Origin of the sequence: Micromonospora sp. A200 (genome assembly GCF_029893845.1) — a bacterium.
Lineage (GTDB): Bacteria > Actinomycetota > Actinomycetes > Mycobacteriales > Micromonosporaceae > Micromonospora > Micromonospora purpureochromogenes.
On record NZ_JARXXY010000008.1, the window covers coordinates 84,110 to 106,830 of the forward strand.

14 protein-coding genes are annotated in these 22,721 nt (G+C 71.8%); 6 read left to right on the forward strand and 8 right to left on the reverse strand.

Going from position 1 to position 22,721, the window contains the following annotated elements; genetic code table 11:
- Positions 1–90: 90 nt before the first annotated feature.
- The 5 genes from M2302_RS10035 (at position 91) to M2302_RS10055 (ending at position 6,386) form a co-directional block, all read left to right on the forward strand.
- Positions 91–2,475 (forward strand): excinuclease ABC subunit UvrA, encoded by a 2,385-nt coding sequence (locus M2302_RS10035; protein WP_280837744.1) that lies wholly within the window; start codon positions 91–93, stop codon positions 2,473–2,475.
- Positions 2,476–2,525: 50 nt separating this feature from the next.
- The gene (locus tag M2302_RS10040; RefSeq protein WP_280837633.1) at positions 2,526–3,476 is read left to right on the forward strand and encodes a hypothetical protein; all 951 of its coding nucleotides are present in this window, start codon (positions 2,526–2,528) and stop codon (positions 3,474–3,476) included.
- Positions 3,477–3,670: 194 nt separating this feature from the next.
- Positions 3,671–4,618, forward strand: a complete 948-nt coding sequence (locus M2302_RS10045; protein ID WP_280837634.1) for an ATP-binding cassette domain-containing protein — start codon at positions 3,671–3,673, stop codon at positions 4,616–4,618.
- Positions 4,615–5,364, forward strand: a complete 750-nt coding sequence (locus tag M2302_RS10050; RefSeq protein ID WP_280837635.1) for an ABC transporter permease — start codon at positions 4,615–4,617, stop codon at positions 5,362–5,364. Before M2302_RS10045 ends, M2302_RS10050 begins: the two co-directional genes overlap by 4 nt.
- Positions 5,365–5,465: 101 nt before the next feature.
- Positions 5,466–6,386, forward strand: coding sequence for a DUF4097 family beta strand repeat-containing protein (locus tag M2302_RS10055; RefSeq protein WP_280837636.1), 921 nt, complete (start codon positions 5,466–5,468; stop codon positions 6,384–6,386).
- A gap of 16 nt (positions 6,387–6,402) precedes the next feature.
- Here the strand turns inward: M2302_RS10055 and M2302_RS10060 are convergent, their stop codons facing one another.
- From M2302_RS10060 to glgX, 4 genes are read right to left on the reverse strand one after another with little or no spacing between them, the layout of a single operon-like run.
- Entirely contained in the window at positions 6,403–9,546 is a 3,144-nt protein-coding gene (locus M2302_RS10060; protein WP_280837637.1) for a BTAD domain-containing putative transcriptional regulator, read from the reverse strand.
- A gap of 29 nt (positions 9,547–9,575) precedes the next feature.
- Positions 9,576–11,309: a malto-oligosyltrehalose trehalohydrolase gene (treZ, locus tag M2302_RS10065; RefSeq protein ID WP_280837638.1), complete on the reverse strand. Its 1,734-nt coding sequence runs from the start codon at positions 11,307–11,309 to the stop codon at positions 9,576–9,578.
- Positions 11,306–13,642, reverse strand: coding sequence for a malto-oligosyltrehalose synthase (gene treY, locus M2302_RS10070; protein WP_280837639.1), 2,337 nt, complete (start codon positions 13,640–13,642; stop codon positions 11,306–11,308). The genes treZ and treY overlap by 4 nt, the downstream gene beginning before the upstream one ends.
- A 2-nt stretch (positions 13,643–13,644) precedes the next feature.
- A complete protein-coding gene (gene glgX, locus M2302_RS10075) occupies positions 13,645–15,762 on the reverse strand; it encodes a glycogen debranching protein GlgX (RefSeq protein ID WP_280837640.1) in 2,118 nt (705 codons plus the stop codon).
- 320 nt (positions 15,763–16,082) lie between these two features.
- Between glgX and M2302_RS10080 the strand changes: the two genes are divergently transcribed.
- On the forward strand, positions 16,083–17,489 hold the full coding sequence (locus M2302_RS10080) for a glycosyltransferase family 4 protein (protein ID WP_280837641.1): 1,407 nt from the start codon (positions 16,083–16,085) through the stop codon (positions 17,487–17,489).
- A 126-nt stretch (positions 17,490–17,615) separates the two neighbouring features.
- Here the strand turns inward: M2302_RS10080 and M2302_RS10085 are convergent, their stop codons facing one another.
- From M2302_RS10085 to M2302_RS10100, 4 genes are all read right to left on the reverse strand, one after another.
- Complete coding sequence (locus tag M2302_RS10085; RefSeq protein WP_280837642.1) at positions 17,616–18,899, reverse strand: citrate synthase; 1,284 nt, start codon at positions 18,897–18,899, stop codon at positions 17,616–17,618.
- Between the two features lie 188 nt (positions 18,900–19,087).
- Positions 19,088–21,145 carry a sulfatase-like hydrolase/transferase gene (locus M2302_RS10090; protein ID WP_280837643.1) on the reverse strand — a complete coding sequence of 686 codons (2,058 nt, stop codon included), beginning with the start codon at positions 21,143–21,145 and terminating at the stop codon, positions 19,088–19,090.
- Positions 21,138–22,550 (reverse strand): class I SAM-dependent methyltransferase, encoded by a 1,413-nt coding sequence (locus M2302_RS10095; protein ID WP_280837644.1) that lies wholly within the window; start codon positions 22,548–22,550, stop codon positions 21,138–21,140. The genes M2302_RS10090 and M2302_RS10095 overlap by 8 nt, the downstream gene beginning before the upstream one ends.
- A gap of 16 nt (positions 22,551–22,566) precedes the next feature.
- Positions 22,567–22,716 (reverse strand): hypothetical protein, encoded by a 150-nt coding sequence (locus tag M2302_RS10100; protein ID WP_170285311.1) that lies wholly within the window; start codon positions 22,714–22,716, stop codon positions 22,567–22,569.
- Between the last annotated feature and the right edge of the window lie 5 nt (positions 22,717–22,721).

The following is a 22,721-nucleotide window of genomic DNA, read 5'->3' on the forward strand; positions in this document are numbered from 1 at the left end:
AGCAGCCTGGATACCGTGGTTCCCGCGCCGAGCGCGACGCCGACGGAGCCCGCGCAGCGGCCCCGCCACACAGATGGAGACACGATGAGCATGGCCACGAGGACGGACCCGCGGTCGCCCGCGCCGCACGTTGCCGACAGCCACGACCTGATCCGCGTGCAGGGCGCGCGCGAGAACAACCTCAAGGACGTCAGCATCGAAATCCCGAAGCGCCGGCTGACGGTGTTCACCGGCGTCTCCGGCTCGGGCAAGAGCTCGCTGGTGTTCGGCACGATCGCCGCGGAGTCGCAGCGGATGATCAACGAGACCTACAGCGCCTTCCTGCAGGGCTTCATGCCGACGCTGGCGCGGCCCGAGGTCGACGTCCTCGACGGGCTGACGACCGCGATCATCGTCGACCAGGAGCGGATGGGCGCCAACGTCCGTTCCACGGTCGGCACCGCCACCGACGCCAATGCGATGCTGCGGATCGTCTTCAGCCGGCTCGGCCAGCCGCACATCGGATCGCCCCAGGCGTTCTCCTTCAACGTCGCCTCGATCAGCGGTGCGGGGGCGGTCACCGCCGAGCGCGGCGGCAAGACCGTGAAAGAGCGGCGCAGCTTCGCCATCACCGGCGGCATGTGCCCGCGCTGCGAGGGCATGGGCTCGGTCACCGACTTCGACCTGTCCGCGCTGTACGACGACAGCCTGTCGCTCAACGAGGGCGCGCTCACCATCCCCGGCTACAGCATGGACGGCTGGTTCGGCCGCATCTTCCGCGGCTGCGGCTTCTTCGACCCCGACAAGCCGATCCGCAAGTACACCAAGCGGGAACTGCACGACCTGCTCTACAAGGAGCCAACCAAGATCAAGATCGAAGGGATCAACCTGACGTACGAGGGGCTGATCCCGAAGATCCAGAAGTCGTTCCTGTCCAAGGACGTCGACGCGCTGCAGCCGCACATCCGCGCCTTCGTGGAGCGGGCGGTGACGTTCACGACCTGCCCCGAGTGCGACGGCACCCGGCTGAGCAAAGAGGCCCGGTCGTCGAAGATCAAGGGGAAGAACATCGCCGACGTCTGCGCGATGCAGATCAGCGACCTGGCCGACTGGGTCCGGGGGCTCGACGAGCCGTCGGTGGCCCCGCTGCTCAGCGGGCTGCAACACCTCCTCGACTCGTTCGTGGAGATCGGGCTGGGCTACCTCTCGCTCGACCGGCCCTCGGGCACGCTGTCGGGCGGCGAGGCGCAGCGCACCAAGATGATCCGCCACCTCGGCTCCTCACTCACCGACGTCACCTACGTCTTCGACGAGCCCACCGTCGGGCTGCACCCGCACGACATCCAGAAGATGAACGACCTGCTGCTGCGGCTGCGGGACAAGGGCAACACGGTGCTGGTCGTGGAGCACAAGCCGGAGACCATCGCGATCGCCGACCACGTCGTCGACCTCGGCCCCGGCGCCGGTACGGCGGGCGGCACCGTCTGCTTCGAGGGCACCGTCGAGGGGTTGCGGGTCAGCGACACCATCACCGGCCGCCATTTCGACGACCGGGCCGCCCTCAAGGAGACGGTGCGCACGCCCACCGGCACCCTGGAGATCCGCGGCGCCGCGACCCACAACCTCCAGAACGTCGACGTCGACATCCCGCTCGGGGTGCTCACCGTGGTGACCGGCGTGGCCGGCTCCGGCAAGAGCTCCCTGATCCACGGCTCGGTGTCCGGGCGGGACGGTGTGGTGGCGGTCGACCAGACCGCGATCCGCGGGTCCCGGCGGAGCAACCCGGCGACGTACACCGGACTGCTCGAGCCGATCCGCAAGGCGTTCGCGAAGGCCAACGGCGTGAAGCCGGCCCTGTTCAGCCCCAACTCCGAGGGCGCCTGCCCCACCTGCAACGGCGCCGGCGTCATCTACACCGACCTGGCGATGATGGCCGGGGTCGCCACCGTGTGCGAGCAGTGCGAGGGGAAGCGGTTCCAGGCGTCGGTGCTGGAGTACCACCTCGGCGGCCGCGACATCAGCGAGGTGCTCGCGATGTCGGTGACCGAGGCCGAGGAGTTCTTCGGCGCCGGCGAGGCGCGGATCCCCGCGGCCCACGCGATCCTGCAGCGGCTCGCCGACGTCGGGCTGGGCTACCTCAGCCTCGGCCAGCCGCTCACCACGCTCTCCGGCGGCGAGCGGCAGCGGCTCAAGCTGGCCACCCGCATGGCCGAGAAGGGCGGCGTCTACGTCCTGGACGAGCCGACCAGCGGCCTGCACCTCGCCGACGTCGAGCACCTGCTCGGCCTGCTCGACCGGCTCGTCGACGCCGGCAAGTCGGTCATCGTCATCGAGCACCACCAGGCCGTCATGGCGCACGCCGACTGGATCATCGACCTCGGCCCCGGCGCCGGCCACGACGGCGGCCGGATCGTCTTCGAGGGCACCCCCGCCGACCTCGTCGCCGCCCGCTCCACCCTCACCGGCGAGCACCTCGCCGCCTACGTCGGCGCCTGACCGCACCCCTACCCTGCCGGACGCAATCGGTTGACGGCGGCGGGGCCGAGGTGATCTCGGCCCCGCCGCCGGCCGGCAGGACGTGGCGCGGCGGCTCGGTCCCAGACAGGCCCGCTCTGGGACTCCAGCGCCGTGCCACCACGGCGCGGATCGCATGCCAGCGCGTCGCCAATGGGCTCGTGGGATTCTGTGCCGTGGACTCGTTGACCTTGCACACGGCGACACGTCGGTGGTTGATGGAGCGGTACGACGAGCTGACGCGCGAGTACCCAGCGCTGCCCCACCAGGCCTGCGCCAAGAACGGCTTCCACTACCAGCCCGAAGCGCGGGGGATCTTTCCCCGCTACCACGTGGTCGAGGCGATCCTGGTGGAGGTCGAGCGGCTGGATCCGGATCTGCTGCCGGAGCTGGCCGGTCTGGTCGATGCCCTGGTCGAGGCGGCCGACGGGGCCCACTCGCCGCTCACCCAGCCGGCCGGTAACGAGGTGGAGGCTGAGGCGATGGCCGCTGAACGTCGCCTCTTCCGGTCGACCGTGCACGGCTGGCTGGCGGGCGGTGACCTTCGAGTGGAACCACTGGCCTACCGGCGGGTGTTGACGCCGGTCGAGGCGGCCGCACAGCAGGAGCAACTGCGGCGGCGGTGGGGGCTGGTGGACAGGTGCTGGTATCCGCTACTGGCCGATCCGATCCCGCCGGACGTCCTGGTACTGGCCGAGGCGGCGATGTGGGACGAGCAGGGCATCGCTCACGTACGCCACGCTTTGCGCGAGATGGGCGGACGTCGGGTGATCGAACTACGCGAGGACGGCACCGACTACCTCGTCGACGTGGACGCAGTCACGCCCCGCTACGCCGGCGTCGAAGGCGTTTGGAGCGACGACACACTGAGGTGGATCGCATACGCCTCGCACGAGGGAACCGTCACGTTCGGCGGCCACCTTGCCGTCGCTCTGCACACGACGTGGGCCGACCTCGACCAATGGCGCTGGTCACCGGACTGACACGCGACGCATCGCGGCAGGCGAGTGCTGGGTGACCTCGGGGCAGCCCAGCCACCGGCCGCCTCCGACCGATCTGGCCGTCGTCGGTGGGCTGCGCAGCGTCCTGGCCTGGCGTGACGAGGACGAACACCGTGTCAGTGGTCGTGTCAGGGGCGTGTCAGGCACGTGACAGGTCGGCCGCCGATGGTAGGCGCATGACAAGTTCAGCGATTGAGGTTTCCGGGCTACGAAAGGCATTCGGGGACAAGACCGTGCTCGACGGCATCGATCTGGATGTTCGTGCGGGCACAATCTTCTCCCTGCTCGGTCCGAACGGAGCGGGCAAGACGACGACGGTGAACGTCCTGACCACGTTGATGAAGGCCGACGGTGGGACGGCACGGGTTGCCGGGCATGACATCGCGACCGAGACCAAGGCGGTGCGCGCGGTGGTCGGGGTCACCGGTCAGTTCGCGGCGGTGGATGAGCTGCTGACGGGCCAGGAGAACCTGCGGTTGATGGCGGATCTGAAGCGGATGGGTTCCGGCGAGGGCCGGCGGGTTGTCACGGAGTTGCTGGAGCGGTTCGATCTGGTGGAGTCGGCGCAGAAGCCGGTGTCGACCTATTCCGGGGGTATGCGCCGGAAGCTGGATCTGGCGATGACGCTGGTCGGCAAGCCACGGATCATTTTCCTGGACGAGCCGACGACGGGGCTGGACCCGCGCAGCCGCCGCACGATGTGGGAGATCGTCCGCGAGCTGGTGGCCGATGGCGTCACCATCTTCCTCACCACGCAGTACCTCGAGGAAGCGGATCAGCTCGCCGACCGGATCGCGGTACTCCACCAGGGCCGCCTGGTTGCCCAGGGCACTCCCGACGACCTCAAGCGCCAGGTCCCCGGCAGTCATGTCCGGCTTCGGTTCACCGACGTCGCCGAACTCGACGCGGCCGCGCGGGTCCTCACCGACGCCACGCGGGACGACGAGGCACTGGCCCTGCGGGTTCCCGGCGACGGTGGCACGAGATCGCTGCGGGCCCTGCTGGACCGGCTCGACGAGTACTCGATCAGTGCCGAGGAGCTCTCCGTCCACACCCCGGACCTCGATGACGTCTTCCTCGCCCTGACGGGCCGCACCCACACCACGGAGGTGGTCGCGAAATGAGCACCAAGTCCCACTCGATGGTCATGTTGCGTCGCAACTTCAAGCACATCGCCCGGAATCCGACCTCGGTGTTCAACGCGGTCCTGATGCCGATCGTGATCATGTTGATGTTCGTGTACATGTTCGGAGACGCCTTCAACGTCGGTGTCGACTACATCGACTACGCGACGCCGGGACTGATCCTGTTGGCCGTCTGTTACGGGCTGGGGGCCACCGCCACGTCGGTGAACTCCGACATGACGAAGGGCATCATCAACCGGTTCAAGGTCATGGACGTCTCCCGTGGTGCGGTGTTGACCGGTCACGTCGTCGCCAGTCTGCTGACCAACCTGCTCGCCATCGGGGCCCTCATCGGGGTGGCCTTCCTGCTGGGATTCAGCCCGTCGGCGAGTTCCCTCGACTGGCTCGGCGTGGTCGGCATCGTCGTGCTGCTCGGTTTCGCGGCCGGCTGGCTCACGGTCGCCCTGGGACTGGCGGCGAAATCTCCGGAGACGGCGGGCCTGGCCTCCGTGCCGCTGGTCATGCTGCCGTTCTTCAGCAGCGCGATCGTACCGGCGGAGAAGATGGGGCCGGGCCTCCGGCAGTTCGCGGAGTACCAGCCCTTCACGCCGATCATCGAAACCATGCGCGGGTTGCTCAACGGCGCACCGTCCTCCAGCGACGCGATCACCGCCGTCGCCTGGTGCGTCGGCATCGCTCTCGTCGGCTACCTGTGGGCGCGTTCCACCTTCACGAAGCGCGCCTGACCTTCCGGGCGGTGGCCGTCCGAGAACCGTGATCGGGCTGACCCCGAAGCCGCCAGCGACGAACTGACCCGGCGCGCGCTCGCCGCCGACGAGCGCGCGCCGTGGGCGTACGGACCGATGCTGCACCGCTTGGGGCGGCGGAGCCGCCCGCCAGCAAATCACGTATGACCAAGAGGAGAGGCGTCATGCCTACATTCGCCACGCCAGGACCCATCGTCGCCACCGTTGTTGTCGCCGGTGCTCGGGTGCGGGTCACCGCGAGCGACCGGACCGACACCGTGGTGCTGGTCGAGCCCATCAACAAGGCGAGCCAATCGGACGTCAGGGTGGCCGACAAGACCAAGGTCGACTTCGCCGGCGGTCAGCTGTCGGTCAAGACGACCGCCTCCGGGGACAAGAACGGTTCGGTCGCCATCACGATCGACCTGCCCGCCGGCTCCAGCCTGGTTTCGTACCTGGCGCACTCGGATGTGCACGCCGACGGCTCATTGGGAGAGTGCGAGCTGCACATGGCATCGGGTCGGGTCCAGCTCGATCGGATCACCGCGCTGCAGGCGAACATCGCGGCCGGTGAGGTCACGATCGGCCGCATCGCCGAGCGAGCCACCATCGACGGCGGCACGTTCGCACTGCGGATCAGCGAGGTCCGGGACACCGTCAAGCTCTCGAGCTCCGGCGGGCAGATCTGGATCGGCCACGCGTCGGCCGACCTCGACCTCAGCAGTGGCAGCGGCGGTTTCGACATCGACCGCGCCGACGGCAGCGTCACCGCCAGGACCGGCAACGGCGCCATTCGGATCGGCCGGTTGACCCGCGGTCGGGTGGAGCTGGCGAACCACTCGGGAAACATCGAGGTCGGCATCAGCGAGGGCACCGCTGCCCGGGTGGACGTCAACAGCAAGCGAGGGTCGGTGCGCAACTCCGTACCGCCTCTGGAAAACCCTGACACGTCCGACAACCAGGTCACGGTCCACGCCCGCACCCGGCACGGCGACATCACCGTCCAACGCGTAGCAAGCTGACGGGCACTTGTCACGTTCAGGAGGCGAGCGTGACCGTGACCAACTGAGACCAGCTCGTCTGCGTGCCTTCCCGAGCCGCCTCGGCGAACCGTGGGTCGCCGAGGCGGCTCCGCGCGGCCTGCTCGATCCGGGCCACATCCGGGTGGGAACGATCCGGCAGTCCACGCACGCCGGTGCTCGCCGCGAGCAGTCGCGCGGCCTGCTCGTACTCTTCGCCGCGTAGTGCCAGGTCCGCGATCCCGACGAGGATCTGCGCGATCAGGGGTGCGTGCCCCGCCTCGGAGGCCGCCTGGCAGGCCGCCGCGTGGTGCGTACGGGCCTCGCTGAGATCGTCGGCAAGGTGGCCGAGCAGGTCGTGTTTCACCGCGCGGATGTTCGCCTGCTCCGCGTCGGTGCCCAGCATGGTTGTCGCGACGCCGAGTTGCTCGTATGCCTCCTCGGCGTTGCCGCGCCAGCGGGCGAGTTCCGCCTTCGCAAGGGCCAGTTCGGCCAGCGCATCCGGCCAGGTGACCCGTTCCGCGCACCGTTGCGCCTCGGCCAGGGCAGCCGCGCTGGAGTCCTTGTCGCCCAGCAGCCAGTACAGCTGGGCCTGTCGCGACCGCATGCGGATGACGTCCTCGATGGCACCGACCTCGGTGACGACCGCGATCGCCTGTTCGTAGTGCGCGCAGGCACGGGCGAACTCGCCGCGCACGGCGATTCGGTCCGCCAGCTCGGCCAGGGCGATCGAGATCCCGAACCGTTCGCCGATCGCGCGGAACTCGGCGAGCGCCATCTCGAGATACGTATCCGCATCCCGTCCGCCCTGGCCGAGCATGATCCGCATCTTGCCGAGCTGGAACCGGGCCAGTGCGCGTACCCAGGGGTCCTCGTCGTCCAGCAATGGTTCCCACGCGGACAGGAACGCGTCCGGCGCCTGCAACATGCGTTCCAGCGGGACGACCAGTCCCAGCAGCGGATTACGGGACTGACTGCGCTGGCGGAACAGGTATGCCTTGTGGATCCACTCCTCCGCATGGTGTTCGTCGCCCCGCCCGGCGCTCACAAACAGCACCACGAGCGCATACACGGTGGCCCGGATCTCATCGGCCACCTCGCCGGGCGTGTCGGTGGCCCCGGTGATCAGCTCGATGCCTTCGGCCTTGTGCCCGCTGAGCCACCAGTACCAGCCGGCGCCAGCCGCGAGCCGCATCGCCGCGTTCGCCTCGCCGGCCGCGAGCGCACCACGCATCGCCGAACTGATGTTGTCGTGCTCGACACCGAGCGTGGCGAGCCATTCCAACTGCTCGGCGCGGCGGAGATGCGGCTCCGCGGTCTCGGTGAGTTCGGTGAAGTAGGCGAGATGCCCATGGCGCGCCAGGTCCGCTTCCCCCGCCTCCGCGAGCCGGTGCCCGGCGTACTCCTTGATCGTGCCGAGCATCCGGTAGCGCGGTGCGCTGCCGCGATCGGCGACCAGCAGCGACTTCTCGGTCAGCGACGTGAGCAGCTCGAGCACCTGCTCCTGCTCGACCGCATCGCCGGCGCAGACCCGCTCGGCCGCTTCCAGGCTCGCCCCGCCGGCGAACACCGAGAGCCTGCGCAGGACCGTCCGTTCGGCGTCGGTGAGCAACTCCCAGCTCCAGTCGACCACCGCGCGCAGCGTCCGGTGCCGCGGCAACGCGGTACGGCTACCGCTGGTCAGCAGGCGGAACCGGTCGTCGAGCCGGTGAGCGAGCTGGTCGATGGACATGGTGCGCAACCGGGCCGCGGCCAGTTCGATCGCCAGCGGCATCCCGTCCAGCGCCCGGCAGACGCGTGCCATCGTCGACACCGTGTGGGCGTCGACCGCGAGATCCTGGCGCACCGCGCCCGCCCGGTCCCGCAGCAACCGGACGGCCGGCGCGGACTCGATCTCGCCGGGGCCGGCGTCCCCCGCCGGCAGGGCCAGGGGCTCGACCAGCCACAGCGCCTCACCGGTGATGCCGAGCGGTTCCCTGCTCGTCGCCAGGATCCGCAGCCGCCGGCACTCCCCGAGCACTCGATGGGCGAACGTCGCCGCCGACTCGATCACGTGCTCACAGTTGTCCAGGATCAGCAGCGCCTCGCGCTCGCGGATCGCGGCGATGAGCCGGTCCGTCGGCTCCGCGTTCGGTGCCTCGCCGAGCAGCGCATCCCGCAGGCCGAGCCCGGCGAGCGTCGCCTGCGCCACGTCACCGTCGGCGCCGAGGGGTGCGAGCTCCACCAGCCAGGCCCCGTCCGGCAGGTCGCCGAGCAGCGTGCGCGCGGTCTCCGTGGCCAGCCTGGTCTTCCCCGAGCCGCCCGGCCCGATCAGGGTGGTGAGCCGATGGTCGGCGACGAGTTCGCGGACCGCGGCGACGTCAGCGTCCTTGCCGACGAAGCTGGTCAGCTCGGCACGCAGGTTGGTCTTCCGGTTCTCCTCCCGCCGTCCCAACTCGCCCCGCAGCAGCGCGACGTGCAATGCGGACAGCTCCGGTGCGGGGTCGACGCCCAGCTCGTCGGCCAGGGCTTCTCTGGTGCGCTGGTACACGAGCAGCGCCTCGCTGCCCCGACCGGCCGCCACGAGGGCACGCATCAGCGCGGCGACAAGCCGTTCGCGCACCGGATGCGCGGCCACCAGGTCGGTCAGTTCGGTGACCAGCTCCGCACCGTGGCCGAGGGCGACCTCCGCATCGAACCGATCCTCCAAGGCCCTCAGGCGCAGCCCCTCGAGCCGGGTGACCGCCGCGTCGAACGCCCCACTGCCCTGGAGACCGACGTCCTGCAGGGCCGCACCGCGCCACAGGGCGAGGGCCTCGCGCAGCAGCCGTACCCGCCGTGGACGGTCGTCATCGCGGACCTGGCCCGCGGTGACGAGGCGTTCGAACCGAACGGCGTCGACGGCGTCGGGTTCCACCGTCAACCGGTAGCCGTCCGGCTGCCCCTCGACCGATCCTTCCGGCAGCGCCTTACGCAGCCGGGAGACCAGGCGGTGCAGGGCGTTCGTCGCGTCGGCGGGCGGGTGTTCACCCCAGATCCAGTCGACGAGCGTCGCCTTCGGGACCACGCGACCAGGTTCGAGCGCGAGAGCGATCAACAGCCCGCGCAGCCGCGCGCCCGGCACGTCGGCGAGGGCCCCGTCGTCCGTGCGAACCTCGAACGATCCGAGCATCCCGATCTGCACGCAGCAGATCTTGCCATGGGCCGCCGACCTCAGAGCGCCACGATCGCCGCCGTCTCCGCCGGCAGCTCGATCCCGTCCCGCATCACCGTGACCCCGGTCCCGGTGGCCAGCAGCACATTGCGCACCACCCCCGGCAGGTTGATCCGCTGCGCCTTCCCGGCGAGGTTCGCCACCACCAGGTGCTCGCCCCGGCGCATCAGCAGGAAGCGGTCGCCGTGGCGTACCTCGACCCGGTCCAGCCGGGGGTCCGACAGGTCGAGGCGGCTCTTGCGCAGCGCGATCAGCCGGCGGTGGAACTCGTACATCTCCCGGTGCTCGGGCTTGTCCAGCTCGGCCCAGTCCAGCCGGGAGCGCAGGAAGGTCTGCGGGTCCTGCGGGTCGGGCACGTCCCCCGGCGGCCAGCCGTGCGCGGCGAACTCGCGCCGGCGGCCGGTGGCCACGGCGGTGGCCAGCTCCGGCTCGGGGTGGCTGGTGAAGAACTGCCAGGGGGTGCTGGCCGCCCACTCCTCCCCCATGAACAGCATCGGGGTGAACGGCGCGGTCATCAGCAACACCGCGCCGACCCGCAGCAGCGCCGGGGAGAGGCTGGCGGAGATCCGGTCGCCGGTGGCCCGGTTGCCGATCTGGTCGTGGTTCTGCAGGTACGCCACGAAGCGGTGCCCCGGGGTCCGCTGCCGGTCCACCGGCCGCCCGTGGCTGCGGTTGCGAAAGCTGGACCAGGTGCCGGCGTGGAAGAACGCGCCGCTCAGCACGTCGGTCAGGCACTCCAGCGAGCCGAAGTCGCCGTAGTAGCCCTGCCGCTCCCCGGTGAGCAGGGTGTGCAGGGCGTGGTGGGCGTCGTCGTTCCACTGGGCGTGCAGGCCGAAGCCGCCGGCCTCGCGCGGGGTGATCAGCTTCGGGTCGTTGAGGTCGGACTCGGCGATCAGCGACAGCGGCCGGCCCAGGTGGGTCGAGAGCGCCTCCACCTCGGTGGCCACCTGCTCGAGGAAGTGAGTGGCCCGGGAGTCGGGCATGGCGTGCACGGCGTCCAGCCGCAGCCCGTCGACGTGGTAGTCACGCAGCCACATCAGCACGCTGTCGACAATGTAGCGGCGCACCCCGTCGGAGTGCGGGCCGTCCAGGTTGACGGTGCGGCCCCAGGTGTTGCTCTGCTCGGTGAGGTACGGCGCGAACATCGGCGCGTAGGCCCCGGAGGGCCCGAAATGGTTGTAGACGACGTCGAGGATCACCCCCAGACCCTTGGCGTGGGCGGCGTCGACCAGCCGTTTCAGCCCGTCCGGGCCGCCGTAGGGCTGGTGCGGGGCGTACCAGCAGACCCCGTCGTAGCCCCAGTTGTACTCGCCGTTGAAGGCGTTCACCGGCAGCAGCTCGACCATGTCGACGCCGAGGTCGACCAGGTGGTCCAGGCGGCCGATCGCCGCGTCGAAGGTGCCCTCGGGGGTGAAGGTGCCGACGTGCAGCTCGTACAGGACGCTGCCCGGCAGTTGCCGGCCGGTCCAGTCCTGGTCGGACCAGCGGAAGGCGCTGTGGTCGTAGAGCCGGCTGGGCCCGTGCACACCGGCGGGCTGCCAGGCCGACCGGGGGTCGGGCAGGGCCCGCTCGTCGTCGTCGAGCAGGAACGCGTAGTCGGTGCCCGGCCCGGCGCCGGGGACCTCGACGCGCCACCAGCCGTCGGGGCCGGAGCGCATGTCGTGGTCGGCCACGCCGGGCAGGCGCAGCCGGACCCGGGCGGCCTCGGGCGCCCACACCGTGAACTCGGTCATGCGGCAGCCTCCACGGAGTCGGTGGGAGCCAGCAGGGCGACGGGATAGGTGCTCAGCAGATCATCCAGGAGCAGCTCAAACCCACTGTAGACCCGACCGGTGAACACGTCCGTAACACTGTTGCCGGAAATCGAGAGGGTGGTCTGCCGCCAACCGCCCGAGCGGGCCAGCCCCAGCGGGAGGCGGGTGGCCACCGCGACCGCGCCGCCCCGGTCGAAGGCGACCGCGTGCGCACCCGCCGGCCCGGCTGCGGCGACCGGCCGGTAGCTGGTGAACAGCTCCGGGTGGTCGCGGCGCAGCCGCAGGGTCCGGGAGACCACCAGCAGCTTCGCCGCGCCGTCGGCGGCGACCGCGGGCCGCCGGCCGCCCTCGAGCCGGGCCAGCAGGTCCCGGCGTACGGCGAAGTCGACCGGGCGCCGGTTGTCCGGGTCGACCAGGCTGTTCTCCCACAGCTCCGTGCCCTGGTAGGTGTCCGGCACCCCGGGCATGGCGAGCTGCACCAGCTTCTGCCCGAGCGAGTTGGACCAGCCGGCCGGGGTGATCTCGTCGGCGAAGGCGGTGATCTCGGCGTGCAGCGCCGGGTCGTCGTACATCCGGTCGACCAGGGCGTGCAGGTCGCGCTCGAAGGCCAGGTCCGGGTCGGCCCAGCTGGTGGAGACCGACGCCTCCCGGGCGGCCTTCTCCACGTACGCGTGCAGCCGCTCGCGCTCGACGGGCCAGGCGCCGACGGCGCTCTGCCAGAGCAGGTGGGCGAAGGCCGGGTCGGCCAGCGGCGCGCGGGACATCCATTCCTGCACCCGCTCGGCCCACCGTCCGGGCAGTTCCGACAGGACGGCGAGCCGGGCCCGGACGTCCTCGCCGCGCTTGGTGTCGTGGGTGGAGAGCGTGGTCATGCCGGCCGGCCAGCGGACCTGCCGGGCGGCGGCGGCGCGGTGGAACTCCGCCGGCGGCACGCCGAAGTGCGCCGGTGAGCCGCCGACCTCGTTGAGCGCGACGAAGCGGCTCCACCGGTAGTAGGCGGTGTCCTCCACCCCCTTGGCCATCACCGCGCCGGACAGCTGCGGGAATCGTTTCGCCAGCTCGTGCTCCGGGTCGCGCAGGTGGGCGGTGACCGCGTCCAGGGTGGCGGTCAGGTCGGGGCGACGGCGTCCCGCCTCCGCGCGGGCCACGGCCAGGTGCCGGGCGCCCACGGGCGGGTAGCCGCGGTAGACCGGGAAGCAGGCGGCCAGCTCGGCGAGGGCTTCCCGGGTGGCCCGCGGGTCCAGTTCCGGGGCGAGGGCGGCCAGCCGGGTCAGCTCGGCGGCGAGCAGCCGGGTGGCGGCGGCCAGCTTGGTGTCGTGGGTCAGGTCCTGCCAGGAGGTGTGCCGGCCGTTCAGCCGGGCGTCCAGGGCGGTGAAGTCGCCCTCGGCGCGCGGGTCGACGAAGAGCCCGCAGACCGCCGGGAGGGCGTCGTAGCCGGTGGTCCCGTCGACGGGCCAGTCGGGCAGCTCCTCGCCGTACTCCAGGATCTTCTCGACCACCAGCCACGCGTCGGGGGCGGCGGCGCGCAGCCGGGCCAGGTAGCCGGCGGGGTCGCGCAGGCCGTCGGGGTGGTCGACCCGGATGCCGTCCAGCTCCCCGGCCGCCGCCCACCGCAGCACCTCCGCGTGGGTGGCGTCGAAGACCGCCGGGTCCTCCACCCGCAGCCCGGCCAGGTCCGAGACGGCGAAGAACCGACGGTACGTCAGCTCGCTGTCCCCACGCCGCCAGGAGACCAGCTCGTAGTGCTGCCGGTCGTGCACCTCGCGCGGCCCGCCCGCGCCGGTGCCGTCGGCGATCGGGAAGCGGTGCTCGTGGTAGCGCAGTTCCCTGTCGACGACCTTGAGATCGTCGAGGGCGTCGGGGGTGTCGGCGAGCACCGGCAGCAGCAGCCGGCCCCGGTCCCAGTCGATGTCGAACCAGTCCGCGTACGCCGAGGACCGGCCCCGGCGCAGCACGTCCCACCAGGCCGGATTGGCCGCCGGCTGGGCCACCCCGGCGTGGTTGGGCACGATGTCGACGACCAGGCCGAGCCCGGCCGCGCGCAGCGCCCGGACCAGCCGCCGCCGGCCGGCCTCGCCACCGAGTTCCGGGTTGACCGCCCGGTGGTCGACCACGTCGTAGCCGTGCGCGGAGCCGGGGGTGGCGGTCAGCAGGGGTGCGCTGTAGAGGTGGGTGACGCCGAGGTCGGCGAGGTAGCCGGCCAGGCCGGCGGTGGCGTCGAGGTCGAAGCCGGGCCGCACCTGGACGCGGTAGGTCGAACCCACCCGCGTCGTCGGTGCCGCCGTCGGGTCGGGTCGAGGGGTGTCGGGCATGGTCAGACCGTCCTCTCCAGGACCACCAGGGAGCGGTCCGGCACGCAGATCGCGCCGCCCGCCTCGACCATCGTGGTCTTGTCCGGTTCCGGTTCCGCGGTGCTGATCACCAACTCCCACCGCTGCCCGAACTCCTCCCCCGGCAACGTGAAGTCCAGCGGGGCGTCGTGGGCGTTGAAGCAGAGCAGGAAGGAGGTGTCCTGGTGGCGCTGGCCGTACTGGCCGCGCTCGCGGATGCCGTCGCCGTTGACGAAGAGCGCCACCGAGCGGCCGAAGTCGTTGCCCCAGTCCTCGCCGGTCATCTCCCGGCCGTCCGGGGTGTACCAGGCCAGGTCGGGCAGGCCCGAGCCGGCGGCGCGCCCGCCGACCGCCAGGCCGGTGAAGAACCGCCGGCGGCGGAACACCTGGTGCCGGGCCCGGAAGTCGGTGAGCCGCTGCACGAAGGCCAGCAGCTCGTCGTCGGCGTGCTCCCAGTCGATCCAGGCGAGTTCGCTGTCCTGGCAGTAGGCGTTGTTGTTGCCGCGCTGGGTGCGGCCCAGCTCGTCGCCGTGGCCGATCATCGGCACGCCCTGGGAGAGGACCAGGGTGGCGAGGAAGTTGCGCCGCTGCCGGGCGCGCAGGGCCAGCACCGCCGGGTCGTCGGTCTCCCCCTCGACGCCGCAGTTCCAGGACCGGTTGTGGCTCTCGCCGTCGCGGTTCTCCTCGCCGTTGGCCTCGTTGTGCTTGTCGTTGTAGGAGACCAGGTCGTTGAGGGTGAACCCGTCGTGGCAGGTGACGAAGTTGATGCTGTGGAAGGGGCGCCGCCCGTCGTCCTGGTAGAGGTCGGCGGAGCCGGAGATGCGGGAGGCGAACTCGGCGAGGGTGGCCGGCTCACCGCGCCAGAAGTCCCGCACGGTGTCCCGGTACTTGCCGTTCCACTCGGTCCACTGCGGCGGGAAGTTGCCGACCTGGTAGCCGCCGGGGCCGACGTCCCACGGCTCGGCGATCAGCTTGACCTGGCTGACCACCGGGTCCTGCTGGACCACCTCGAAGAAGGTGGAGAGGCGGTCGACCTCGTAGAACTCGCGGGCCAGGGTGGCGGCGAGGTCGAAGCGGAAGCCGTCGACGTGCATCTCGGTCACCCAGTAGCGCAGCGAATCCATGATCAGCTGGAGCGAGTGCGGGCTGCGCACGTTGAGGCTGTTGCCGGTGCCGGTGTAGTCCACGAAGTACCGGCGGTCCTCCTCCGAGAGCCGGTAGTAGCTGGCGTTGTCGACGCCCTTGAAGCTCAGCGTCGGGCCGAGGTGGTTGCCCTCGGCGGTGTGGTTGTAGACCACGTCGAGGATGACCTCGATGCCGGCGGCGTGCAGCGCCTTGACCATGCCGCGGAACTCCTGGACCTGCTGGCCGAGCCGGCCGAGCGCGGAGTATCCGTGGTGCGGGGCGAAGAAGCCGATGGTGTTGTAGCCCCAGTAGTTGCGCAGCCCCAGGTCGACCAGGCGGTGGTCGTGCACGAACTCGTGCACCGGCATCAGCTCGACGGCGGTGATGCCGAGCCGCTTGAAGTAGTCGATCATGACGGGCGACGCGATCGCCGCGTACGTGCCGCGCAGCTCGTCCGGGATGCCGGGGTGGCGCATGGTCAGCCCGCGCACGTGCGCCTCGTAGATCACCGAGTGGTGGTACGGGGTGCGCGGCGGCCGGTCGTTGCCCCAGTCGAAGTACGGGTTCACCACCACCGACTTGGGCATGAACGGCGCCGAGTCGGTGGTCGACATCCGGTCCGGGTCGCCCAGTTCGTAGTCGTAGACCGCCGGGTCCCAGGAGATCTCCCCGTCGACCGCCTTGGCGTACGGGTCGAGCAGCAGCTTGTGCGGGTTGCAGCGCGCCCCGTCGGCCGGGTCGTACGGGCCGTGCACCCGGTAGCCGTACCGCTGGCCCGGCTCCACCCCGGGGAGGTACGCGTGCCAGACGTACGCGTCCACCTCGCGCAGCTCCACCCGCCGCTCCGCGCCGGTGTCCCACTCGTCGAAGAGGCAGAGCTCGATCTTCTCGGCGACCTCGGAGAAGATCGCGAAGTTGGTGCCCATCCCGTCGTAGGTCGCCCCGAGGGGGTAACGCTCGCCCGGCCAGACCTGCATGTCGCTCCTTCGGCCCATGATCATGAGCGCACCGGGCGGGCGGGCCACCGGGTGCGCCACGCCGCTAATGCCCCCCGCCACCACCGGCCAATCCACCCGTTCGGCGGGCACCCGATATCCACCCACCTAATGCCGGGACAGACCTTTGGGTGTCCTCCGTCACGATAGGCCCTTTCGAGATGCGCGGGACCACGTCATGCCCTTTGCTTGATGCGGACGCGCCCGCACTGGCGCCTTCGCTCGGCCCTCGGCCACCCCACCACCTTCTTTCCGCCGCCACCGTTGCCGGCGCGACCCTTCGTGCATGGACGGAGATTGATGTGACCACCCCGCGGGTCGGCGAGCAGCCCGTGACCGCACCGGACCGGACCTGCCGGCCCTCCCCCACCTACCGCCCGCAGATCCCGCCGCAGGGCACCGGCGCCGGGGTGGCCCCGCGCACCCGCCGTATCCTGATGCTCTCCTGGGAGTACCCGCCGGTGCTGGTCGGTGGCCTGGGCCGGCACGTGCACGCGTTGTCGGTGGCCCTGGCCGCCGCCGGGCACGAGGTCACCGTCGTCACCCGGCACGCCGAGGGCGCGCCGCTGGAGGAGTACGCCGACGGCGTGCGGATCGTCCGCGCCGCCGAGGACCCGGTGACCTTCCCGCTGGCCACCGGCTCCCTGCTGGCTTGGACCATGGCCTTCAACCACACTCTGACCCGGGCCGCGCTGCGCGCCACCGAGTCCGGCTCGTACGACGTGATCCACGCCCACGACTGGCTGGTCGCGCACACCGCGATGACCCTGCGCGAGCACCTGGACGTCCCGCTGGTCAGCACCATCCACGCCACCGAGGCCGGCCGGCACCAGGGCTGGTTGCCGGAGGAGATGAACCGCACCATCCACGGCGTCGAGCACTGGCTGGCCAGCGAGTCCGGCCGCGTGATCGTCTGCTCGGGGTACATGCGCGACGAGGTGGGCGCGCTGTTCGGGGTGCCCGCCGGCCGGGTGGACGTGGTGCCCAACGGCGTCGAGCCGCACCGCTGGCGGGTGTCGGTGGCCGCGGTCGCCGCAGCCCGGGCCCGGTTCGCCGGGGACGGCCCGCTGGTCACCTTCGCCGGCCGGCTGGTCTACGAGAAGGGCGTGCAGCACCTGCTCGCCGGGCTGCCCCGGCTGCGCGAGCGGCACCCCGGGCTGCGCGCGGTGATCGTCGGCGACGGCCCGTACAAGGCCGCGCTGGAGGCCGAGGTGCACCGGCTCGGGCTGGGCGGTGCGGTGAGCATGCCGGGCTTCCTCGGCGGCACCGACCTGCCGGCCGTGATGGCCGCCTCGGACTGCTTCGCGGTGCCGAGCATCTACGAGCCGTTCGGCATGGTGGCCCTGGAGGGCGCCGCGGCCGGCGCGCCCCTCGCGGTCGCCCGTACCGGCGGGCTCGCCGAGATCGTGGAGCCCGGCGTCACCGGGATGACCTTCGCCCCGCAGGACCCGGACGGGCTCACCGAGGCCGTCGACGCCCTGCTCTCCGACCGCGAGCGGGCCCAACTGCTCGCCCGCCGGGCCCGCGCCATGGTCCACGAGCAGTACGGCTGGTCGGCCATCGCGCACCGGACCGCGACCGCGTACGCCACCGCGATCGCCGGCGACGCGGCGTTCACCACCGAGCGCGCCCAGCTGCGGATGACGCTGGGTCGGGTGTCCGCGCCGACCCCGGAGGGGAACCTGCTGGTCGCCGCCGGCCTGCGCTGAGCCGTACCCGGACCGGGCCGTCGACCCCGCGCGGGGCCGGCGGCCCTCGTCGTGCCCCGGCCGCCCCCGACGACGGCGAAGGCCGCCGACCCGCAGGGGGTCGGCGGCCTTCGTGGTACGGGTTGCTCAGCGCTCGGCGATCGCGGTGTAGTCCCGCTCCGGGGAGCCGGTGTAGATCTGCCGCGGCCGGCCGATCTTGGTCTCCGGGTCGTTGATCATCTCGCGCCACTGGGCGATCCAGCCGGGCAGCCGGCCCAGCGCGAAGAGCACCGTGAACATCTTGGTCGGGAAGCCCATGGCCTTGTAGATCAGGCCGGTGTAGAAGTCCACGTTCGGGTAGAGCTTGCGGGTGACGAAGAAGTCGTCGGCGAGGGCGATCTCCTCCAGCTGCATCGCGATGTCCAGCATCGGGTCCGGCTTGGCCATCCGGCCGAGCACGTCCTGGGCGGCCTTCTTCACGATGGCGGCGCGCGGGTCGTAGTTCTTGTAGACCCGGTGGCCGAAGCCCATCAGCTTCACGCCGTCCTGCTTGTCCTTGACCTTGCGGACGAAGGAGCGGACGTCACCGCCGTCGGCGTTGATCTTCTCCAGCATCTCCAGCACGGCCTGGTTGGCGCCGCCGTGCAGCGGGCCGAACAGGGCGTTGACGCCGGCCGAGACCGAGGCGAAGAGGTTGGCGTTGCTGGAGCCGACCAGCCGCACCGTGGAGGTCGAGCAGTTCTGCTCGTGGTCGGCGTGCAGCACGAAGAGCATGTCCAGCACGCGGGCCACCACCGGGTCGACCTCGTACGGCTCCGCCGGCACGCCGAAGGTCATTCGCAGGAAGTTCTCCACGTAGCCCAGCGAGTTGTCCGGGTACAGCAGCGGCTGGCCGATGGACTTCTTGTAGGCGTACGAGGCGATGGTGGGGACCTTCGCCATCAGCCGGATCGTGGACATCTCCACGTGCTCGGAGTCGAACGGGTCCAGGCTGTCCTGGTAGAAGGTCGAGATCGCGCTGACGGCCGAGGAGAGCACGGCCATCGGGTGCGCGTCGCGCGGGAAGCCGTCGAAGAACCGACGCATCTCCTCGTGCAGCAGCGAGTGCCGCCGGATCCGGTCGCTGAACTCGGTGAGCTGCTGCTGGGTGGGCAGCTCGCCGTAGATCAGCAGGTAGGAGACCTCCAGGAAGGAGGACTTCTCGGCCAGCTGCTCGATCGGGTACCCGCGGTAGCGCAGGATGCCGGCGTCGCCGTCGATGTAGGTGATCGCGGACGAACAGGACGCGGTGTTGACGAAACCAGGATCGTAGGTGGTCATCCCGGTTTCCTTCAGCAGCTTGCCCACCCCGATGCCCGCGGGGCCTTCGACCGCGGCCTGCACCGGCATCGAAAGCTGCCCACCGGGGTGATCGAGCTTGACTTCCGTCATTGGTTCCTCGCTTCGCCGGCGAATCTTCGTTGAATTGCCTTCGCTTTTACCGTAATCACGGTCCCCGAGGTACCGCCCGCCGTGGTTCGGTGGTGAGGTATGCGTCACCCGATTCCCGGCCCGACGGCTGGGAAACCCTGGTGAGCGCGGGCGACCCCGACGATGACGGACGCCGGGGGACGAAGGTTCTATGACAGGGTGAGCCGGCGCAGGTCGCCGTCGGCCCCGACCCGGTAGAGGTCGAGCCGGTTGGTCCCGGCGCGGTAGAGGTGGTCGTCGGGGAGCAGGGCGGCGAAGCGGCGGCCCCCCTTGTCCCGGGGCACCACCGGCACGACCGCGCCGACGCGGCCGTTGACCGCCACCGCGAGCAGCGTGCCGTCGGGCACCTCCCGGGGCACGGTCCCCCAGACCAGCGCCGGCAACTCGCCGGCGGCCGGGTCGACGTGGTCGAACGCCGCCCGGTTCGCCACGGTGGCGGTCCCGCCGGTCGGCCGGTCGCCGACCAGGGTGCCGAGCAGCGGGTGCGGCGCCGGGTCCGGCGGCCGGGTGGGCACCCCGCCGCGCAGGGTCAGCGGCTGGCCCGGCCGGTCGTAGAAGTGCTTCTCGGCGCTCTGGCGCGGGGCCTGGCGGGCGGAGCGCCCGTCGACCCGCCAGGGGATCCGGACGTGCGCCTCGTCGGCGATGGTGGGCAGCAGGTCGACGTGCTCCCAGTTACGGTCGTCGACCCGGCCGGCCCGCTGCCCGGGGGTGCGGACGAACATCGGCACCCAGGCCACCTCGCCGGCCGCGTGGTCGATCGCGTCCAGCCCCCGACCCTGCCAGTCCCGGGTGAAGCTCACCCCGTGGTCGGCGGTGACCAGGATCAGCGCCTTGTCCCAGAGGCCGGAGGCGCGCAGCGTGCGCAGGGTCTCGCCGACCAGCCGGTCGGTGTAGCGCAGCTGGGCCAGGTGCCGGGCCCGGGCCAGCTCGACCCAGCCGGTGCCGTCGTTGGGCAGGTCCTCGGGGGCGGCGTAGCGCGCCCCGGAGGGCAGGAACGTCCAGGGCGCGTGGGGCATCAGCAGGTGCAGGAAGTGCAGCGTGGGCCGGGACGACGGGCGCAGGCCGGCCAGGAAGCTGGTGAACCGGGCCGGCTGGTTGTCGTCCAGGCTGTCGAAGCGGAACCTCGGGTCGGCCGGGACCGGCTCGGCGGCGTCCACGCCGGCCTCGGCGCGGGTCCGCTCCCGGTACGACTCCTCCGGGTCGATCCGGCTGTCGACCGGCGCGGCGACCTGCCGCAGCAGCTTGCCGCTCTCCCGGACCAGCACGCCGAGCCCCTGCTCCGGGTCGGTCGGCCGGTCGCAGCGGCTGGGCGGGCAGAGCCGGGTGATGCTCTCCTGGGCGCGGACGTCGTACAGGCCGCCGAGGGCGGTGAACAGGTTGTCCGGGTACTGCGAGTAGTGCGGGGCGAGCGGCTGCGCCGGGTAGCGGCCGGTCAGCATCGCCGGCAGCGCGTACGGCGTCCAGCCGCTGACCCCGGTGGCGTTGCGGTACCAGGTCGACCCGGCGGCCAGCTCGGCGAAGTGCGGGTAGGCTGCGGCGTCGATCTTGCCGTCCGGGCCGAGCAGGGAGACCAGCGGCAGCTCGTCGAGGACGATCATGACCACCGGCGGGTGCTCCCCCGGCCCGGCCACCCCCGCCGCGCCGCCGTGCGCCCGGGGCAGCACGACCGCCGAGGCGGGCGAGGCGAAGAGGAAGAGCGCGACGAAGACCGGGGGCCCGATCGCGGCGACCCGCAGGATGCGCCCCACCCCGCCCCACCGGGCGTACGCCGCCGCCCCGGCGCCGCCGAGCAGCACCGCGGCGAGCAGCAGCGGTACGCCCCGCAGCGGCGTGCCGTGCCGGCCCACCTGCACCGCGAGCGCGGCCAGCAGCAGCCCGACGATCGTGAGGTGCGCGCCCCGCCGGACCCGCCCGCCGGCCAGCCCGGTGGCCAGCCCGAGCAGGGCGACGGCGAGCGTGGGCAGCACCGCGATCAGTGCCACCAGCAGCAGCACGTCGCGCGGGGCGGCGCGGTGGAACAGGAAGAAGTCGGGGCTGCGCCCGAGCACGTCGAGCAGGGGCTGGGTGAGCACCAGGCCGAGCAGGGCCGCCACCTCCAGCAGCCGGCCCAGCTCGGCACGCCACCGGCCAACGGTGGCCGGGGTGGACGCGGGTGGCGGCCCGGGGTCGCGCCGGTCGGCCGGCGGCGCGAGGACCGGGTCAGCCACCCACCACCGCCTGGTAGAGCGTGCGGGTGCCGCAGGGCAGTTCCCGCTGCCGCTCGACCCGACAGCGCGCCGCCAGCAGCCGCTCGAACTCGTCACGCCGGTAGTCGGGGAAGATCCCGTCCGGCTTGTTGGCCAGCAGCCGGCGGGCCATCGGGTCCTCGGGGTGGACGAACTCGACCACCAGCCGGCCGCCGGGCCGGGCGTACGCGACGAGCTGGTCGAGCACCTCGGGCAGCGGCACGTTGCGGCCGATGGCCAGGTGGTGCGCGACGGCCAGGGCGAGCACCACGTCGGCCCGGGCCCGGTCGCCGAAGCTGGCCCGCTCCACACCCCGCCAGCCGCCCCCGGGCGAGGGGTCGGCCAGGTCCAGCACCAGCGGCAGGATCCGGTGTTCGCCCTCGGCGCGCAGGGCCCGGTAGAGGGTGTCCACCACGGCCGGGTCCTGCTCGACGGCGACCACCTGCGCGGCGTGCCGGGCGGCGATCCGGGCGTACCGGCCGTCGTTGGCGCCGAGGTCGAGCACCAGCCCGGCCGGGGCGGCGGCCACCGCCGCCTCGACGAAGCGCTCCTTCTCCTCCCGGTCCTGCACGGTGTAGCCACAGGTGCGCTGGTAGTCGACCCAGTGGCTGCCCTCGTCGCGCCGGTCCAGGCGGCGGATCAGCCGGTCGATGCCGCGTACGGTGGCCAGGGCCAGGTCGCGGGAGTAGCCGGCGGCCTTCAGTTGGGCCCGGACGTCGGTGGTGCTGGCGCGGGCGTTGCGGCCCTGCATGGCGCCGTGCAGGTGCACGTGGGTCGGCACGCCGGGCAGCAGCCGGCGGGCGCCCCGGAACAGCCGGCGCATCTGGTCCGGCTCGATGCCGTCGACGCGGGCCCGCAACCAGGGCTGGAAGTCCAGGCCGAGGTGGGCCTGGAGCAGCAGCGGGTAGAGCAGGGTCTGGCAGAACTGCCGGTAGCCGGCCCACGGCTCGGCCTCGGCGAGCGGCGCGAAGGAGCCCACGTCGATGAAGACCGGGCTGGCGCCGCGCCACTGCAGGTTGTAGGCCGACCCGTCCTTGGTGGTGAAGCCGGCGGACAGCGCCCGGCGCAGGATCTCCAGGTGCAGCAGCGCCGCGTCGCGCAGCATCGCGAACGACCACTCGTACGGGTGGGAGACGAACGGGATCCGCTCGTGCCGCAGCACCGCCGTCCAGCCCGGTAACCGGGTCGCGTCGACCGGCTCGGTGCCGCAGATCTTGCCCTCGGCGAGCAGCTCGGCGAAGAAGGCGCTGCCGGAGAGCGCCCGCCAGTCGCGGGCGCCGTCGGGGCCGAGCCCGCGCAGCACCTCGTCGCCGGCGTGGAAGACCCGGTTGGCCGGGTCGCGGAAGGAGCCGGGCTCGACCCGGATCCCGGTGTCGGGGACCGCCATCGGGGGTGGACCCTGCTCAGCCGCGGTCGGTGGGCTGCCGGCGGAACCGGTCGACCAGCCGGCGCCAGTAGAGCTTGGCGGCGACGGCCGCCCCCGCGACCCCGCCGACCACCGCCTGCACGATCAGGCTGCCGGATCCCGCGTCCAGGTAGGCCAGGTGAATCACCGACC

Excerpts from the sequence above, each read along its gene's own strand:
- glgX (WP_280837640.1), bottom strand. The coding sequence starts at position 15,762 with ATGCAGGTCTGGCCGGGCGAGCGTTACCCCCTCGGGGCGACCTACGAC.
- treZ (WP_280837638.1), bottom strand. The coding sequence starts at position 11,309 with ATGACCGAGTTCACGGTGTGGGCGCCCGAGGCCGCCCGGGTCCGGCTG.
- M2302_RS10045 (WP_280837634.1), top strand. The coding sequence starts at position 3,671 with ATGACAAGTTCAGCGATTGAGGTTTCCGGGCTACGAAAGGCATTCGGG.
- M2302_RS10095 (WP_280837644.1), bottom strand. The coding sequence starts at position 22,550 with ATGGCGGTCCCCGACACCGGGATCCGGGTCGAGCCCGGCTCCTTCCGC.
- M2302_RS10085 (WP_280837642.1), bottom strand. The coding sequence starts at position 18,899 with ATGACGGAAGTCAAGCTCGATCACCCCGGTGGGCAGCTTTCGATGCCG.
- M2302_RS10050 (WP_280837635.1), top strand. The coding sequence starts at position 4,615 with ATGAGCACCAAGTCCCACTCGATGGTCATGTTGCGTCGCAACTTCAAG.
- M2302_RS10035 (WP_280837744.1), top strand. The coding sequence starts at position 91 with ATGGCCACGAGGACGGACCCGCGGTCGCCCGCGCCGCACGTTGCCGAC.
- treY (WP_280837639.1), bottom strand. The coding sequence starts at position 13,642 with ATGCCCGACACCCCTCGACCCGACCCGACGGCGGCACCGACGACGCGG.